General features: G+C 41.7%; 15 protein-coding genes. 4 read left to right on the forward strand and 11 right to left on the reverse strand.

Annotation, left to right across the window (positions count from 1 at the left end; all coding sequences use genetic code 11):
• The first annotated feature begins 7 nt into the window (after nt 1-7).
• Nucleotides 8-1,453: an alpha/beta fold hydrolase gene (locus tag IEY40_RS16550; RefSeq protein ID WP_188958128.1), complete on the forward strand. Its 1,446-nt coding sequence runs from the start codon at nt 8-10 to the stop codon at nt 1,451-1,453.
• Nucleotides 1,454-1,456: 3 nt separating this feature from the next.
• On the opposite strand, the gene IEY40_RS16555 is transcribed toward IEY40_RS16550, so the two are convergent.
• From IEY40_RS16555 to IEY40_RS16575, 5 genes are all read right to left on the reverse strand, one after another.
• Nucleotides 1,457-2,029, reverse strand: a complete 573-nt coding sequence (locus tag IEY40_RS16555; RefSeq protein WP_188958130.1) for a lysophospholipid acyltransferase family protein — start codon at nt 2,027-2,029, stop codon at nt 1,457-1,459.
• 182 nt (nt 2,030-2,211) lie between these two features.
• Nucleotides 2,212-2,679 (reverse strand): DUF2489 domain-containing protein, encoded by a 468-nt coding sequence (locus IEY40_RS16560; RefSeq protein ID WP_188958132.1) that lies wholly within the window; start codon nt 2,677-2,679, stop codon nt 2,212-2,214.
• Between the two features lie 112 nt (nt 2,680-2,791).
• A complete protein-coding gene (gene yihI, locus IEY40_RS16565) occupies nt 2,792-3,340 on the reverse strand; it encodes a Der GTPase-activating protein YihI (protein WP_188958133.1) in 549 nt (182 codons plus the stop codon).
• Nucleotides 3,341-3,395: 55 nt separating this feature from the next.
• Nucleotides 3,396-4,058 (reverse strand): class I SAM-dependent methyltransferase, encoded by a 663-nt coding sequence (locus IEY40_RS16570; protein WP_188958135.1) that lies wholly within the window; start codon nt 4,056-4,058, stop codon nt 3,396-3,398.
• A gap of 846 nt (nt 4,059-4,904) precedes the next feature.
• Nucleotides 4,905-5,528, reverse strand: a complete 624-nt coding sequence (locus tag IEY40_RS16575) for a c-type cytochrome (RefSeq protein ID WP_188958137.1) — start codon at nt 5,526-5,528, stop codon at nt 4,905-4,907.
• Nucleotides 5,529-5,794: 266 nt separating this feature from the next.
• Here IEY40_RS16575 and yihA point away from each other — a divergent pair, with 266 nt between their 5' ends.
• Nucleotides 5,795-6,460, forward strand: coding sequence for a ribosome biogenesis GTP-binding protein YihA/YsxC (gene yihA, locus IEY40_RS16580; RefSeq protein WP_188958139.1), 666 nt, complete (start codon nt 5,795-5,797; stop codon nt 6,458-6,460).
• A 755-nt stretch (nt 6,461-7,215) separates the two neighbouring features.
• On the opposite strand, the gene polA is transcribed toward yihA, so the two are convergent.
• Entirely contained in the window at nt 7,216-9,972 is a 2,757-nt protein-coding gene (polA, locus tag IEY40_RS16585; RefSeq protein ID WP_188958141.1) for a DNA polymerase I, read from the reverse strand.
• Nucleotides 9,973-10,602: 630 nt separating this feature from the next.
• Between polA and elbB the strand changes: the two genes are divergently transcribed.
• Complete coding sequence (elbB, locus tag IEY40_RS16590; RefSeq protein WP_188958143.1) at nt 10,603-11,259, forward strand: isoprenoid biosynthesis glyoxalase ElbB; 657 nt, start codon at nt 10,603-10,605, stop codon at nt 11,257-11,259.
• Nucleotides 11,260-11,315: 56 nt separating this feature from the next.
• Here elbB and glpG read toward each other — a convergent pair whose 3' ends face one another.
• From glpG to IEY40_RS16615, 5 genes are all read right to left on the reverse strand, one after another.
• Entirely contained in the window at nt 11,316-12,161 is an 846-nt protein-coding gene (gene glpG / locus IEY40_RS16595; RefSeq protein WP_188958145.1) for a rhomboid family intramembrane serine protease GlpG, read from the reverse strand.
• On the reverse strand, nt 12,158-12,466 hold the full coding sequence (gene glpE, locus IEY40_RS16600) for a thiosulfate sulfurtransferase GlpE (protein WP_188958147.1): 309 nt from the start codon (nt 12,464-12,466) through the stop codon (nt 12,158-12,160). The genes glpG and glpE overlap by 4 nt, the downstream gene beginning before the upstream one ends.
• 101 nt (nt 12,467-12,567) lie before the next feature.
• Entirely contained in the window at nt 12,568-13,593 is a 1,026-nt protein-coding gene (tdh, locus tag IEY40_RS16605) for an L-threonine 3-dehydrogenase (protein WP_188958149.1), read from the reverse strand.
• Nucleotides 13,594-13,634: 41 nt separating this feature from the next.
• Nucleotides 13,635-14,828 (reverse strand): glycine C-acetyltransferase, encoded by a 1,194-nt coding sequence (locus IEY40_RS16610; protein ID WP_188958151.1) that lies wholly within the window; start codon nt 14,826-14,828, stop codon nt 13,635-13,637.
• A gap of 335 nt (nt 14,829-15,163) precedes the next feature.
• On the reverse strand, nt 15,164-15,820 hold the full coding sequence (locus IEY40_RS16615; protein ID WP_188958153.1) for a TetR/AcrR family transcriptional regulator: 657 nt from the start codon (nt 15,818-15,820) through the stop codon (nt 15,164-15,166).
• A 130-nt stretch (nt 15,821-15,950) separates the two neighbouring features.
• On the opposite strand from IEY40_RS16615, the gene waaA reads away from it, so the two are divergent.
• Complete coding sequence (gene waaA, locus IEY40_RS16620; RefSeq protein WP_188958155.1) at nt 15,951-17,213, forward strand: lipid IV(A) 3-deoxy-D-manno-octulosonic acid transferase; 1,263 nt, start codon at nt 15,951-15,953, stop codon at nt 17,211-17,213.
• The last annotated feature ends 5 nt before the right edge of the window (nt 17,214-17,218 follow it).

Raw genomic sequence — 17,218 nt, forward strand, 5'->3', positions numbered from 1 at the left:
ATTTGAAGTGGGTAAGATATTTGTGCTGATGTGGTTGATTGTGCTGGCGTTGCCAGTCCAGGCTAATTGGCTAAACGACATCAATCGGAAAGTCCGTTCTTTGGCACCTGAAGATGCACAAATAGCTAAACCTCCTTCGGCATTAGAGCTAGCTGATTATCCACCTCAGTATCAATATGAACGTGTTATGGCACCAAGCCATGACACGCCTTTATTTGTGCTGCAGGCAGGACTAGAGCATCTAGACACAGTTGTACTTATACATGGTTTAGGCGACTTGGCCTCTAAAGATTGGCTCAAGGTGATCCCGGCATTAGCAGCACGATATCATGTAGTCGCTATAGATTTACCAGGTTTTGGTTTGTCTCAAGGGGCGGTATTTACTTACTCTCCAAAAGAATATGCCAAAGTGATTGAATGGGTTATTGGGCAGTATCGTCACTCTGGGCAAGTCCGCTTGGTTGGCCATTCAATGGGGGCTGCGATTAGCCTGTATTATGCCAGCCAATATCCTGGGCATATTGAGCAACTGGTATTGGTAGATGCCGCTGGGATTTTAGATCGTACAGCTTATATTAAACATCTTTCTACCCGCGATAATGATCAGGCTGATTTACCGCAAGGCATAAGGCGAGTATTAGCTCGAGTAGATAATTTTGCCGATAAAATGCTTGAAAAAACCGGCACTGGGTTTGATCCAACAAGGCTGTTTAGCGCTGATTCGTCGTTGCGTAATATGACCATTGGTGAGCAAACTAATATGAATGCAGCATTAGCGTTAATGGAGCAAAATTTTTCAGTGCTAAGTTATTCGCAATTGCCCTCGACCCATATTATTTGGGGGGCCCAAGACACTGTGGCGCCATTGCGAACCGCCTATGCTTTACAGCACGTGTTGCCGTTGTCTCACTTACATGTGATTAACGATGCTGGCCATGTACCGATGAAAACTCACACTCAGGTATTTAATTCATTGTTACTGGCTAGCTTGCAAGCCTCATCTACTTTGCGCCCATTAAGAACGACTAATCTTAGCCAGCGCGTTGGCCGTTGTTTTCAAGACGACCAAACTCATTTTAGTGGCCAATACCAACAGATTATATTGAATGATTGTAAGCTCGTGCGTTTTGATAATGTGGATACTCAACAACTCACCATGAACGACTCAATACTCCACATAGTAAAGAGCCGAATTGGAAAAATGGGCCAAAATATTGCAGTTACTCGTAGTGTCATTACCGCAACAGATACCGATATAGTGGGCAGGATGAAAAGTGATCGCAGTCGTTTTGATTTTGCGGGGGTCACCTTTTACGGTGAATCGCCGGTGTTTGTATCGCAAGCGTCGACAAGATTAGTACTGTCGTTGACAAGAATTATTACACCCACTCAATCAACACGTTTAGGTGGAAGCTATGTGTTAGCCGAGCAAAGCTTGGAAAGCGCTTTGTAAGCCCTAAGGCCGTTCGGTTGTAGACTGTAACTGGTAATCTGGAATGTCTTTGGCTCGATAACCTGTTATTGAACGATAAAAATCCATTAATTGATTCATCTCAGCTTCAATATTACCAGTAGGTATCATTGGCGCAGACAGCACAATTGTTTTACGGCCAAAATCTAATCCTACAGGAACAATATTAACCTCAGCTTTGATGGCAATATGATAAAAACCACTTTTCCAACGAGTAACAGGGCTACGTGTTCCTTCTGGTGCGAGTGCTAATTTATAATTATGATTTTGTTTAAACAGCTGAACCGCGGCATCCACTAAATTATTATGTTTACGCCTATCAACCGGACTACCTCCCATTGCGCGAAATATCCATCCCCAAGGAGCAATAAACAATTGGTGTTTGCCTAAAAAATGGATTTTAGTGCCTAATGCACTGCGGGCCATAATACCGATGATAAAATCCCAGTTACTGGTGTGAGGGCCTACAATCATTACGCAAGGTTGGGTTTTATCGAGCTGTCCTTCAAACCTCCACCCCAGTAGGCGCAGCAATCCTGAACAAAGTCTATTTAACATATTGAGTCCTAATCAGAGCGTTTACGCTTCTTGTTATTGGGCTTTTCATATAACGCACCAAATCGGGGCGTTTAGTGATTAAAGCATATAACTGATTATTAGCCAATTGTGTATGATGGGGCAATCGCGGGCTTGCTAAGTGCTGCCCGTAACGATGCTGCTAAACATACGATGAAAGATTACTAATGAGTGGTCGGTTTTTTAAATTCAGCAATATGCTTTGCTTCGTCTAATATCACTTGTTCTAACTCCGATTCGGACTTCATTCGTTCAAAATCAAATTTCATTCGTTGCTGTTTAGGCAGTGCTTGACGCGCTTCCATAATCGGATGATCTCTAATAATGGCATAGTGAGCGAACAAATTAGGAAAATCGCTTGCGACTTGTTCCGACATTGATAATGCATCAAATAGTTTACCGATGCGAACGACACCTTCTGAGAGCTCACAACGATCCTCTAACATGGCTGCTGCAATATAGCGGATATCGGTGAGGATTTGTTGTCTTCGCTCTTCTGCTTTGGCTTGACGTTCTGCTTGTGCTTGTTGGTTAGCTTCAGTTCGACGCTTAAGCGTTAATAATAGGTGAGTAGCATACGCGGCAAGAGCGATAATAATGAGCAATGCAATAACTATGGCGATTGTTGGCACAATTTATCCTTTTTTGAATACAAAACTGGCGCGCACCTAATCGATTGGGTATATACCCAATCAACTAGGTGTGCGCCAGTTTATCCCATTCAAATGAAATTCATTGAGTGGTTTAGTCTTCTTTTTGATAATCTTTTAGCAGATCGGCACCCGACTCAAAACGACTTAATAGCTCATCGTCAGTCAGTTGTTTTTTAGGACTTGGTGCTGGTGATTCATCACCTTCAGTTAAGCCTAAACGTTGCATTAACTGTTCAATTTTATCTAATTGAACGTCTAGCCACTTTTGATCAGCATCAGACAGATCACGACCTTCTTCAAGTTGGTCAAGCAACTGATTTAGTCTTGGATCATCTTCTAACTTTAATAACTTTTGCTCGTCAGTTAATTTAGGCTGTTTAGGCTTAACCACTAACGGCTCAGTAATTGATTTAGGTAATGTTAATGCAACCGGCTTTTTACTGCCATGGCGTGCATCTTTTTTTACCGCTGCTCCATTGCCTGAAGCTTTACTGAGTAAAGCTTCATTGTGGCGACTGCCAGACTTACGGCCCGTTTCTGATTTCTTACCATCGACCGCGTTGCGATCGGCTTTTTTTACTCTTGGGGCAAACTTAGGGCCGTTTTCGCCGCCTTTGCGAGTTTTTTTACTGCGAGCCATGATGTTCTCGTTAGGTTTTCTAGACACGTCCTTACAGAGCAATTTCTATAAGGCACTAAATATGGATGCGCTTTATATCAGGTTTTGACGATTTTTGCATCAAAACCAGATCTTTCGATGCAAATAATAGCTCAAAATCGCTATTGGAGGCTAAATATTCGAATGTTGCTTGCTGATAAAAGCTTACATGCGTGGGATTATTTTTATAGTGCCATTTCGCAAATAAGGCTTTGTCAGTCATCAATGGTGTACTAATGGCTAACCAACCTTTGGGTTTAATCAATTGATTGAGTAATGTCCATTCCCGGTATGGATGCCTAAAGTGCTCAAATACTCGATAACAGCAAACAAAATCGTAGCTTTGGCTTAATACAGATTGATCTGCTGCGAAGAACGGATCGTATTGATTAACCCTATGGCCAGCCTCAGTAATGGTTTGTTGGCTTTTTTCATCTAATACTCTGCCAAAGTTTAGCCCTGTTAAGCGGCCTGTTTGTTGCTGTGAGATTTGTTGTAATAACGGTAAAACAAACTGTGATAATTGCTTTTGTTTTGAAGAACGTTGTGCTCGACCATAGCGTTGCCGCTCTAAGTTGGGCATTAGGTGTGATTTTGGATTAGCGAAAATTAAGCCGCATTGTGGGCAGGCGTAAAAAGCTCTTTTTTTGTCTTGCACAAAAAAGTCAGCTGAATGATGACAAAGTGGGCATGGGCTCATTAACGACAGCAGCACCTTAGTAAACAATATATATAGTGATAACAGTAAATTATATCAATGTCCAAATTCTAATGCAGATTCGTATTAGAAATTTAGTTGTTGACGATGGAACGATAAAAAAGGCATAAAAAAAGGTGGCAGTAAACTGCCACCTCGTAAAACAGTGCTTATATGCACCTTATTCTGATTCCAAGTATCCGTACTTGCTATGTGACTATCCCGGTCAGATCGTAACTTTTATTGTGCTTTCCGTGCTTTTTTAGTTGTTATTGGTCATCGCTGACGCTTTTTTATGTTCTGTCGCCGTCCTGACTACAGCTTCCGTAGATGGTCTTCAATGACTCATCATTATCCTAATTGTCTTCTGTGACAAGCAGTCAACCATCCATGTTTTAATGTACCTTCGAGCAAGCTTCTTATGGATGCATATCCAACAAAATGTTGAGTTTGCAATTATTTGAGTCATTCAAATAATACCAAAAGGGTTACTCTGTTGTGTAAGGCAGTGCTAAATAGCGGATTGACCAGTCGGTCTGTTCCTTACAAGTTTTACGACCTGGATTTCAAATTGAAACCGCGACTCATATTGTTATTGTTGAGTGGCCTTAAATTATTATTGTTATGTGTTTTCTTTATTCTTATATCTTAAATGTATCAGTCCGAAATCTGCTTGATGTTATTAGATTTATGGTTCAAACAGTTGGGTTTACCTCGGTACGGGGTGTATTTAACTCTAAAACCGTGAACTATGTCAAGCAATAATCGGTGAAGTTGACGTAAACGTAAACTTTTACTGGTAAAAAAAGGACGTTTTATTGTCCTTTTTACTATTCAATATTAAGCTAATTACTTCTTAATGGTTGAAATATATTTAGATAATGCTTCGATATCTGCATCAGATAATTTTTTAGCAACATCTTGCATCATACCATTCAAATCGTTGTTACGAGTACCGTCACGGAACTTAGTTAACTGAATTTTGATGTAGTTAGCATGTTGACCACTAATCATTGGGAAGCCAGCTGCGCCAGCGCCACTACCATCTGGACCATGACAAGCGATACAAGAGGTGATGCCACGAGCTGCGTCGCCGCCTTGATATAATTTTTCGCCTGCTTCAGTACCTTCAACTGCTGGATTAGTTGATTGAGTTTGGCTTGCAAAGTATGCAGAGATGTCAGCAATATCTGTATCGCTTAATCCCATTGCCATACCACCCATAATTGGGTCCATACGGCCTTCTTTACCGCCAGTCTGCATGGCAGAGCGGAATTCTGTTAATTGTTTTGCAAGATATGCAGGGTGTTGGCCTGCAATTTTGGGGTACATATCGATCATGCTGTTGCCGTCAACACCGTGACAGGCAGAACATACGATTACTTTAGTTTTGCCGACTTCAGCATTACCTTCAGCCATAGCAGGTGATGACATAGTGGCTACTACAGACAGCGCAAGAGCTAACTTTTTCATGGCGTTCCAACTTCTTGTTAATTTATTGTCCTGAGCTTACTAGGAAGACCCGCAAGCGTGGTAAAATGGTTTTTTCCAAGCGCTATTGATGTAGTTTACGTCGTTCGAGTAGAACGAGATCAAATATTACTACATCACACATTTAAGCGTTGCTTGGGTATATAATGTGATCAAGCTAATATTTTACACGAAAACGTGCAAAAGTAAGCAATTGTTAAACATTTATGGTAATGCGTTTACTGAAAGTAATTAAATTGGAGTGACTAGTGACCGAATCTCGTATCGATTTCCGTAAGGCAAAATTTTTAATCAGTGCGCCAGATATTGCACATTTAGATCAGTATCTACCTGGGGATATCGGGGTTGAGATTGCGTTTGCTGGCCGTTCAAATGCTGGTAAGTCGAGTGCGTTAAATGCACTAACAGAGCAAAAAAGCTTAGCTAGAACCAGTAAAACTCCTGGTCGTACGCAGCTTATTAACGTATTTGAATTAGATGCAGACCGTCGTTTAGTCGATTTACCGGGTTATGGTTTTGCTCAAGTACCATTAGCATTAAAAAATAAATGGCAGCAAGCGTTAGGCGAATATTTGCAAAAGCGCGCCTGTTTAAGTGGTGTGGTGGTGTTAATGGACATTCGTCATCCACTTAAAGATCTCGATATGCAGATGATTGAGTGGGCGGTATTAAGCCATATTCCGGTGTTAGCGTTGTTGACTAAGTCAGATAAATTGACCCAAAGCGTTAAAATGAAAACCGTTAATGATGTACGTAAAGCGTTAGGTGAGTTTGGCGACAAGGTGCAAATTGAGCCGTTTTCGTCATTAAAAGGCACGGGTAAGCCAAAAGTTTTGAGCATTTTGAATGAGTGGTGCCATCCAGCATGGTTGGCTGAGCAAAAAGCTTTACGTGAGCAAACCGAGCAAGAATAACGTTTGTGCAACGAGTAGTGATGCTATTGAATTAACCGACTTTATGTCGGTTTTTTTATGTGAAAATATAAATGAAAAAATTTAAGCAAAAAAAAACCGACAACCAAGAGGCTATCGGTACAAAAATTAGCTCTTTTGGGGAGAAGCTAAATTCAACAAGACTCAAGTGTCACCAACTCAATTTGATGACTCTCAATGACCATAGAATAACTGCTTTTTTAGCAAAGTTAAAGTATTTACTCTAAATATTTTTAGGTACGAAAAAAAACCAAAAAAAGCCCCAGCAACCTAAGTTGCTGGGGCGCCGAATTTGGCTAGTCACTATTGCTAGTGAAATAAAGGTTTGAAAGATTGAACATCTTAACCTCTGTACCCTACGAATGAGATAATAGCGCATTCGCCTTAAAATGAAAAACTGTTTTTCATAAAAAGACACAATAACTGTGATTGTTATTGCAAAATATTGTTTAAATGTTAACCGTGTCGTGTAGGTTGTTGAGTGTTTTACACACTCGTTAAAATTTATACAAGATTGTATGGCGTTTATTTTTAGGGAAAATGATTTTCGTTAAAACAAGCGCGAAGAAGCGTCGAGTCAGGTTTATTGAGGTCCATCGATGTTGGCAACAACGACTGAGTAGCTTTATCTGTGCCCTTATTGGCCGGTGCAATAAACAACAATGCCGTATTATCAAATACGGCATTGTTGATGTACGAGTTAATACATTAAAAATAGGTAATAAACTTATCTGAAATTAGTGTGCTTCATCCCAGTTATCGCCTACACCAGCTTCTGCTAATAACATGACATCAAGTGATGCAGCTTGAGCCATTAAGTCACACACTTTAGTTTTAAGTGTTTCTGCTTTGGCTTCATCTACTTCAAATACTAATTCATCGTGTACTTGCATAATGAGGGTGATTTCACCTTGCGTGTCTTGTTTTATCCACTGGTGAATCGCAATCATGGCTTTTTTGATGATATCTGCAGCGGTACCTTGCATTGGGGCGTTAATGGCCGCGCGCTCAGCGGCTTGGCGGCGCATGGCATTACGGTCGTTGATTTCTGGTAGGTATAAGCGTCGGCCGAATAAGGTCGATACATACCCTTGCTCAGCGGCGGCTGCACGGGTTTCTTCCATATACTTCAATACACCGGGATAACGAGCAAAATAGGTGTCGATATAAGTTTGTGCCTCGTTACGCGGAATATCTAATTGCTTGGCTAATCCAAACGCAGACATACCGTAAATTAGGCCAAAGTTAACCGCTTTAGCACGGCGGCGCTGTTCGGTGGTGACTTCTTCAAAGTGAACACCAAATACCTCAGCTGCGGTTGCTCTATGAATGTCTTTACCTGCAGCAAAAGCGGTTAATAAACCATTGTCTTGAGATAAGTGAGCCATAATGCGTAATTCGATTTGCGAGTAGTCGGCCGCTAAGATCTTACGACCGGCTGGTGCAATAAAGGCTTGGCGAATACGGCGACCTTCTTCGGTACGAATAGGGATGTTTTGTAAATTAGGCTCACTAGATGACAAACGCCCTGTTGCCGCATTGGCTTGATGATAACTGGTGTGAACACGGCCGGTGGTAGCATTAACCATTAAGGGGAGTTTATCTGTATACGTGCTCTTTAATTTGGCTAAGCTGCGATGCTCAAGAATAATTTTAGGCAGCGGATAGTCTAAGGCTAATTCAACTAATACTTCTTCTGAGGTTGAAGGAGCACCTTTTGGGGTTTTCTTTTTAATAGGGTAGTTAAGCTTTTCAAAAAAGAGCGTTTGCAACTGCTTAGGCGATGCAAGATTAAACTTTTCACCAGCAATCTCGTAAGCTTTATTTTCAAGATCATCCAGCTTTTTAGCCAGCTCACCACTTTGCTGGCTGAGTAGCATAGAGTCAATTAATACTCCTTGGCGCTCAACGTCTGATAACACTTGTATCAGTGGTAACTCTAGTTCGTTAAATACTGAGGCTAATTCTGATTCTTTTTCTAGTCGTGGCCATAAGTGCTCATGTAAACGCAAAGTAATATCGGCATCTTCAGCTGCGTAAGGGCCGGCAGTCGCTAAATCAATTTGATTAAAGGTAAGCTGTTTGGCTCCTTTACCCGCAACCTCTTCAAAGCTGATGTTTTTGTGGCCTAAGTATTTGAGTGCTAAGCCATCCATGTCGTGGCGTGATGCAACCGAGTTAAATACGTACGATTCAAGCATAGTGTCAAAACGTACACCGCCAAGCTTAATACCTGCATTGGCTAGAATACTCATATCATACTTTAGGTTTTGGCCGACTTTTTGCGGCATCTTACCTTCTAAAATAGGACGTATTTTTTCAAGTGTTGCGGTTTTATCTAGCTGTTGTGGTGCATCAAGGTAGTCATGAGCTAATGGCAGGTATGCCGCTTTACCTGCTTGGGTGGCAAATGATAAACCGACGAGTTGGGCTTCCATGTAATTGAGACTGGTAGTTTCGGTGTCAACTGCGATGAGCTCTGCTTTGCTAAGCTCGTCGATCCATTTGTCTAATGCTTCTTCGCTAAGAATGGTTTCATATTCTGCTTCTATAGGCGCAGATACGGTGATTTCTTCATCGCTTTCCTGGCTAACAGTGCCAGCGGGCTGCTTGTTGTCTAACACTTCAGCTAACCAACGTTTAAACTCCATTTCACCAAAACATTTGATTAATTCATCACGGTTTTGTGGCTTAACGTTCAGCTCATGCCAGTCTTGTTCTAGTTCTACATCGGTTTTGATGGTGGCAAGTTCATAGGAGAGCTTAAGCATGTCAGCGTTATCGATAATTTTAGCTGGCATGGTTTTGGAGCCTCTAAAGCCCACTTCAACCACGCTTTGTGGATCGGCCAATATCTGTGCCACACTGCCAACACCGGTTAACATAGCTAATGCTGTTTTTTCTCCGACGCCAGGTAAGCCGGGAATGTTATCGGCTTTGTCACCCATTAATGCTAAAAAATCAATAATGCGATCTGGGCCTACGCCAAACTTAGTTTTTACTTCTTCTGGGCCCATGATGGTGTCTGTCATGGTATTAATTAAGGTGACGTGTTCGTTGACCAACTGCGCCATGTCTTTATCGCCAGTACTGATTAACGTAGCACGACCTTCTTTGCTCGCTTGCAAGGCTATGGTGCCAATGACATCGTCGGCTTCAACACCTGAAATGCTAATGAGTGGTAACCCCATAGCATGAATGATGCGGTGCAGCGGTTCTATTTGACTACGAAGATCATCTGGCATCGGTGGACGTTGCGCTTTATATTCGCCATACATGTCGTTACGGAAGGTTTTGCCTTTAGCATCAAATACTACAGCTATATGGCTAGGGCTATAACGGCTCAATAAACTCCGCAACATGTTAACAACGCCATAAACCGCACCTGTCGCTTCACCTTTTGAATTAGTTAAATGAGGCGGCGCATAATAAGCGCGATAAAGATAAGAAGAACCATCGACGAGGATAAGTGGATTATTCGGGATTGTTGGCATAATGTGATTTTCGTATTGTGTATTTTGCGAGACTGATAGGATGACATTATACCCACAGCACCTCAAGGTACTTGTGAGATTGTCGCCAATTTATCTCTTTAATTGGAGAATACTTTAATGGTCCGACAAGCCGCGCGGTTGGTGAGTTTGGCTTATGTGGTTATGTATCAGAACGTTGAATTTTACTCACGAAAAAAGACCCGCAGCCTGTGGATAAGTCTGTGAGTGAAATAATCAACGTTGCTGGATAGATTTTCTTACGGCTTGAAATGAAATCAGTAACCTGTTGAATTTTATTTGTTATTTTTATTTTTGTGAGCTATTTATTAATTTCAATAAATATAACTAATTTGTGGACTTTTTTATTGATGTCAGTTAAGCCACAATGAATTTTAACGATGTTTTATGGCTAAAAAAAGCCCACCAGGTAAATTCGACGTTCTAAGTTAGCACGATTTTTAATCAGATCAACCGTTTTGTTGGATTTATGTTGTAAATTTTACATTATCAATTAAAAGTACAACAAAAAGTACAACAAAGAGTACAGCTAAAAGCTCAATCCAAATGTGTCACTGCATAAAGCATTAAGCTGTAGAGTCAAAGTTTCATTATAAATGAAGGGTGAATAGTATGAAAAAGATAGCCGTGTTACTGAGTGGGTGTGGGGTATTTGATGGTACTGAAATTCATGAAGCTGTGTTGAGTTTGCTGGCCATTACCCGTGCAGGTGCACAATATCAATGTTTTGCCCCAGATATTGCTCAAATGCATGTGGTAAATCATTTAACGGGTGAGGTGAATACTGACGAAACTCGAAACGTATTAGTCGAATCTGCCCGTATTGCCCGTGGAGAAGTGCTTAATGCCAGCAATTTAGATGTGAATGATTATGATGCGTTAGTGATCCCAGGTGGCTTTGGCGCGGCGAAAAACTTATCTAATTTTGCTACGACAGGTAGTCGCTGCCACATAAATCCGATTGTGGAAAACTTTATTCGTGATTTTGCCAATGCCCGTAAACCGGTTGGTTTTGTGTGTATTTCTCCGGTGATGATCCCACAGATTTATGGTCAAGGTGTAACGGGGACAATTGGTAACGACAGCGATACTGCGCAAGCATTTAATGAAATGGGCGGCCTACATCAGACTGTTAAGGTGGATGATATTGTGGTTGATGAAGTGCATAAAGTAGTGAGCACGCCAGCGTATATGCTAGCAACGTCGATTTTAGAGGCTCATATAGGTATTGAAAAGCTGGTCAATAAAGTGATTGACATGATTGACTAATCATTACTGTTGTTAAAGTAAAACCACTGATAAGGGTGGTTTTTTGTTTGATGCTATTAGCTATTTGGCTGTGGTTTACGACTGTCAAATAGTGCTTGTGCTAGGCCGACAATCAAACCTCCTATGTGTGCACCATTAGCGATTGGCATACCGAGTAAATCGGTAAACCCAAGCACTAGCCATACCATCATAAAACCCATATACGCTTGTGGTAAACGAATGCCACAGTTAGGTTTTCGAATGCCCATTAACCAGGTATATCCGACGACAGCATAAACCACGCCAGATAAGCCGCCAAAGTTTGGGCCTGTCATATAAAACTGCACTACGCTCGGTAAGGTGCCTGCAACAAACAGTAAAAATAACAATGGCCTTGTGCCAATATTAGTCTCGATTTTTCCACCTAAATACCACCACCACAATAAGTTAAAGATGATATGCATAGCAGAAAAGTGCATTAAACTTGGGGTAAATACACGCCATATTTGGCTTATATCACTTTGTGGGACAGCGCTGAAAAATGATAGTTGAGTATATATTGCGTCAGCAAAGCCTAAATTCATCCCTGCAAAAACGGCGACACAAGTAAAGAAGGTGATTAGTGTTAGCGGTCCAGCACCGGTTAAAAATTGTTGCAGCAACCCTTTTGTGCCTGGGCCATAGTTAAATTGCGCAGAGGTATCGCCATTATCCCACGATGCTTGTAAATATTTGCTGTCATAGGGATTGTTAGCAAATAGCTCTAGTTCAGCACGAGCTTGAGGCTCATCAGCAGGATTACTAATCACTAGGCCAACCCCTTGAGCGTGTTGCACGACATGACATTGAATGTTCAACCCTTTAAGGTAATCAATAAATGCTTGTGCTGCGCGAGCGTTAGGAAGTTGGCCTATTTCTATCATGAGTGGGCGAGGCTCCAAGCGCTGAAACCACCGTCAAGGCTGTAAACTTCATCAAAGCCTTGTTCATTTAAATAACTTGCAGCGCTTTGGCTGCTCATGCCGTGATAACACACAACAACAAGTGGCTTATCCATATCTGCTGCCGCAATATAATGGGCTAAATTTTCATTGTTTAAATTGACTGAGTGTTGAATATGGCCTGCAGCAAAGCTAGCAGCGTCACGAATATCAACAACTTGCACCTCGTTTGATGCATCAGACATATGGATTAATTCATTAACAGACAAATGTTTGAAACCAGACATGGTATTACCTATAAAAAGTTTACGAAAAGCGCTTACGGAAGCCAGTTTGCAACAAGGGGTTATACAACCCCTTGAGAGTGCAGACTATGTAATCTGGGGGGTTAATCCCAGCTTAAAATCACTTTGCCAGATTGGCCTGAGCGCATTGCATCAAAGCCTTGTTGGAAATCATCCACATTGAAATGATGCGTAATGATTGGGGTTAAGTCTAAGCCTGATTGGATCAAACTGGCCATTTTATACCAGGTCTCAAACATCTCACGGCCATAAATACCTTTGATGATTAAGCCTTTAAAAATGATTTTGCTCCAATCAATAGCCATCTCGCCACCAGGAATACCGAGCATGGCAATTTTGCCACCATGGTTCATGGTGTCTAACATAGCGTGAAATGCTGACGGTACACCAGACATCTCTAAACCCACATCAAAGCCTTCGGTCATACCGAGATCTTTCATCACATCTTTTAAGCTTTCTTTGGCTACGTTAACGGCGCGAGTTGCGCCCATTTTACGGGCTAAATCTAAGCGATATTCGTTAACGTCGGTAATCACAACATGACGTGCACCCACATGTTTACACACTGCGGCAGCCATAATACCAATAGGACCTGCACCAGTGATTAACACATCTTCGCCGACTAAGTCGAATGACAGTGCGGTATGCACTGCATTACCAAATGGGTCAAAAATTGCGGCTAAGTCATCAGATATGTCTGCTGGGATTTTGAACGCATTAAACGCAGGTAATACTAAATACTCGGCAAAGGCACCATCACGGTTTACACCTACACCAGAGGTATTACGGCACAAATGCGTGCGACCACCACGGCAGTTTCGACAATAGCCGCAAGTAATATGACCTTCGCCAGATACGCGGTCGCCAATGGTAAAACCACGAACCTCTTGGCCCATGTCGACAACTTCACCCACGTATTCATGACCGGCAATCATAGGGACTGGTATGGTTTTTTGTGACCATTCGTCCCAGTTGTAGATATGCACGTCGGTACCACAAATAGCTGTTTTACGAATTTTAATTAATAGATCGTTATGACCCATTTCTGGTTTTGGTGCATCAACCATCCAGATGCCTTCTTCAGGCTTTAATTTGCTTAATGCTTTCATTTTAATAACCTAATATTCCCGAGCTTATTGACGTGAGCGAGTTAAATAATACCCATTTCTTTACCAATACGGGTAAAGGCACTTATTGCATGGTCCAGCTGCTCGCGAGTGTGTGCTGCTGACATTTGCGTGCGAATACGCGCTTGGCCTTTTGGTACGACAGGGAACGAGAACCCAATTACATAGATATGTTCAGCAAGTAATTTGTTCGAAAAGTCACTGGCAAGTTTGGCATCACCAATCATTACTGGAATAATCGCATGATCGGCGCCGCCCAATGTAAAACCAGCCGCTGACATTTGCTCACGGAAATAACGGCTGTTTTCCCATACGGCTTCACGTAAATCTTGGCCTGTTTTAAGCATTTCAAGCACGTGAATTGAAGCACTAACGATTGACGGTGCTAATGAGTTTGAAAATAGGTATGGGCGCGAGCGTTGACGTAGCCATTCAACGACTTCTTTTTTTGCTGCGGTAAATCCGCCTGACGCGCCACCTAATGCTTTACCCAATGTACCCGTAATAATATCGACTCTATCCATTACGTCGCAGTATTCGTGGGTTCCACGGCCATTTGGGCCAATAAAGCCAACGGCATGTGAGTCGTCAACCATAACAAGAGCGCCATATTTATCGGCAAGATCACACACACCTTTTAGGTTGGCGATAACACCATCCATTGAAAATACACCGTCGGTCGCAATTAAAATATTACGTGCGCCAGCGGCTTGGGCTGCAATTAATTGTGTTTCAAGATCGGCCATGTCGTTATTGGCATAACGGAAACGTTTGGCTTTACATAAACGAACACCGTCAATGATTGAGGCATGGTTTAACGCGTCAGACACAATCGCGTCTTCGGCATCTAATAAGGTTTCGAACAAACCAGCGTTAGCGTCAAAACATGAAGAATAAAGGATGGTGTCTTCCATACCCAAAAATTCACTCAGGCTTGCTTCTAGTTGTTTGTGAGTGTCTTGAGTGCCGCAAATAAAACGTACAGATGCCATACCAAAACCATGACTGTCTAAGCCAGCTTTGGCAGCTTGAATAAGCTCTGGGTGATTTGCTAAGCCTAAATAGTTATTGGCACAAAAGTTAATCACTTTTTCGTGGTTTACTTCAATTGCTGTTTGTTGTGCAGAAGCAATGATGCGTTCACTTTTGTATAAGCCATCGGCTTTAACATCGACAATTTGTTGATTAATTCGGTCGTAGAAAGAGGTAGATGCCACCTGTGTTCTCCTAAATATGGTTATTATGCTTATCCAAATCACGCAGTAAAACACCGCTGTAATTGAAAGGGTGTTTTGGAGTTGCTGGCATTCTAACCTTTATTATTGCCGCTCCACAGCGTTTTTTTTAGTCGTCAGACCAACATGAATTAGATTAGGGCTAGTGACTATTCACATTAAAAAAACTAATCATTAACATGTGTGGTCATTGGATTTTATTGCAGGGAATAGAGCAAACAAAATCCGCAGTTATCAGAGCACAATTGTAGTCGGATATTTACGGATTGAAAGGCATTGCTATGTGCTAAATGCATGACTTAAACGTCAGCTTTTTATTACGCGGCTTGATGACGCTCTTGGCTGGCTATGTCGAGATAATGTTTCTCTAATCTACTAAACGTTGCCGATGACGCTGGGGTTTCGTAAGCCTGAAATATCATTAGCACGCGCAATAGGCCATCATACAAGGTAGCTTTAGTAATACTAGACGTGCTTGATTGGGTCAGCTGATAACTAATCCAAAAACTGACCATCATTTTTATGGTGTCAGCGAGGGCTGTCACCTTGCTCTCGTCAACATCCAGAAAACCGTCTTTTTTCAATTTGCGTAGAATATCACTTGAGCGATTAAGCACTTGCTGTTGTGCATGTAAATAACGTTTTTTTAGCGCGTCATCGCGACTTAAAATATCGGCTAAATTGGCATACATAAAACGAAACTGCCACAAGGTATAAAACATAGCGTCAAAGTAACCCATTAATAATTCTACAGTAATGGGCACATCGTCATATGCTTTGAAGCCTGATTCTAAATGGCTTTCGTATAAAGAGAAGATTGAGTTGATAATGTCTTCTTTATTGCGAAAATGATAATACAAGTTACCCGGACTAATGCCTAAGTGAGCGGCGATGTGGTTGGTGGTAATACTACGTTCACCATGTTCGTTAAACAGTTCTAGACTGGCAAAAACGATCTTGTCGCGGGTTTTCATATGATTTCCATATTCATTATTAGCTTAGGATATTGGCTTATTACAGCGATAACATTTCATTAAGCCGACTCAATATGAGTATGTTAACATTGTGTTTATCTGACAAGCAAAAATCGATGACTCCTCTGCTATGAACCGTACCATTTATTCTTTCTTTTTGTATCTTCTATTTCCTCTGGTTGTCATGTATTTGGCTTTTCGGGCGATTAAAAGTCCAGATTATCGTCGTCGATGGTCTGAACGGTTTGGTTTTGCCAAATTAAAGCGAACAGATGTGTTAGTACACTGTGTGTCGATGGGGGAAACCTTAGCGGCTATCCCGTTGATAAAAAAGCTCATAGCGCAATATCCGCAATATACATTTACCGTGACCACCACTAGTCCAACAGGCTCTGCAGAAGTGATAAAAGCCTTTGGAGAATCGGTGCAACATTGTTATTTACCTTTTGATTTTTCCTATGCGGTTAAGCGTTTTTTACGCCAAATACAGCCCAAACATGTGATTGTTATGGAAACAGAGTTGTGGCCAAATTTACTTTATTTTGCCAAACAGCAAGGGGGCTCACTGATACTAGCCAATGCACGTTTGTCACAAAAATCCGCGAGTAAGTATGCCAGCAAGCCACGTTTATCTGCCCCAATGTTAAAGCAATTCGATTTGATATTGGTGCAAACACAAGCAGAGTCTGAACGTTTTATCGCCTTGGGCGTTCAACCGCAAGACATACACGTTTGTGGCAGTCTTAAGTTTGATCTCACAATCGATCCCGATAAAAAACAGCAGGCGAAGCAAACTCGAAAACAATGGCAGCGTATGGATAAACCTATTTGGGTTGCGGGGAGCGTTCACCCAGGTGAATTTGATGCAATTTTAGCTGCACATAAACAGCTATTAATTAGCTTTCCTGATGCATTATTGATTATGGCGCCTCGTCATCCAGAGCAATTTAATTTAGCTGCAATTACTATAACTCAAGCCGGTTTCAAGCTGGCCCGTCGTAGTATGAATGATGAAGTCAGTAGTGATACTCAAGTGTTACTCGGCGACACCATGGGGGAATTGTTAGTGCTCTATGGCACAGCTGATCAAGCTTTTGTTGGCGGCACATTGATTGAAGGTGGTGGCCATAATCCGCTAGAGCCTGCTGCTATGGGCTTACCTGTATATGTTGGCCCTAATCATTGGAATTTTGCAGAAATTACAGAGTTACTTGCTAATGCAGGAGGGTTGCAGTGTGTGGCTGGAGCAGACGATCTTGCTCAACTATTAGCGGCTAAGTGGAATAATGACAAGCAATACCAACAAGCATCAACAGCTGCGTTAGCAGTAGTGGCGCAAAATCGTGGCGCGTTGGCGAAACAATTTTCGTTGATTGATTCACTTTGGCAGTAATTCAA

It is taken from the genome of Shewanella ulleungensis, assembly GCF_014648315.1.
GTDB lineage: Bacteria > Pseudomonadota > Gammaproteobacteria > Enterobacterales > Shewanellaceae > Shewanella > Shewanella ulleungensis.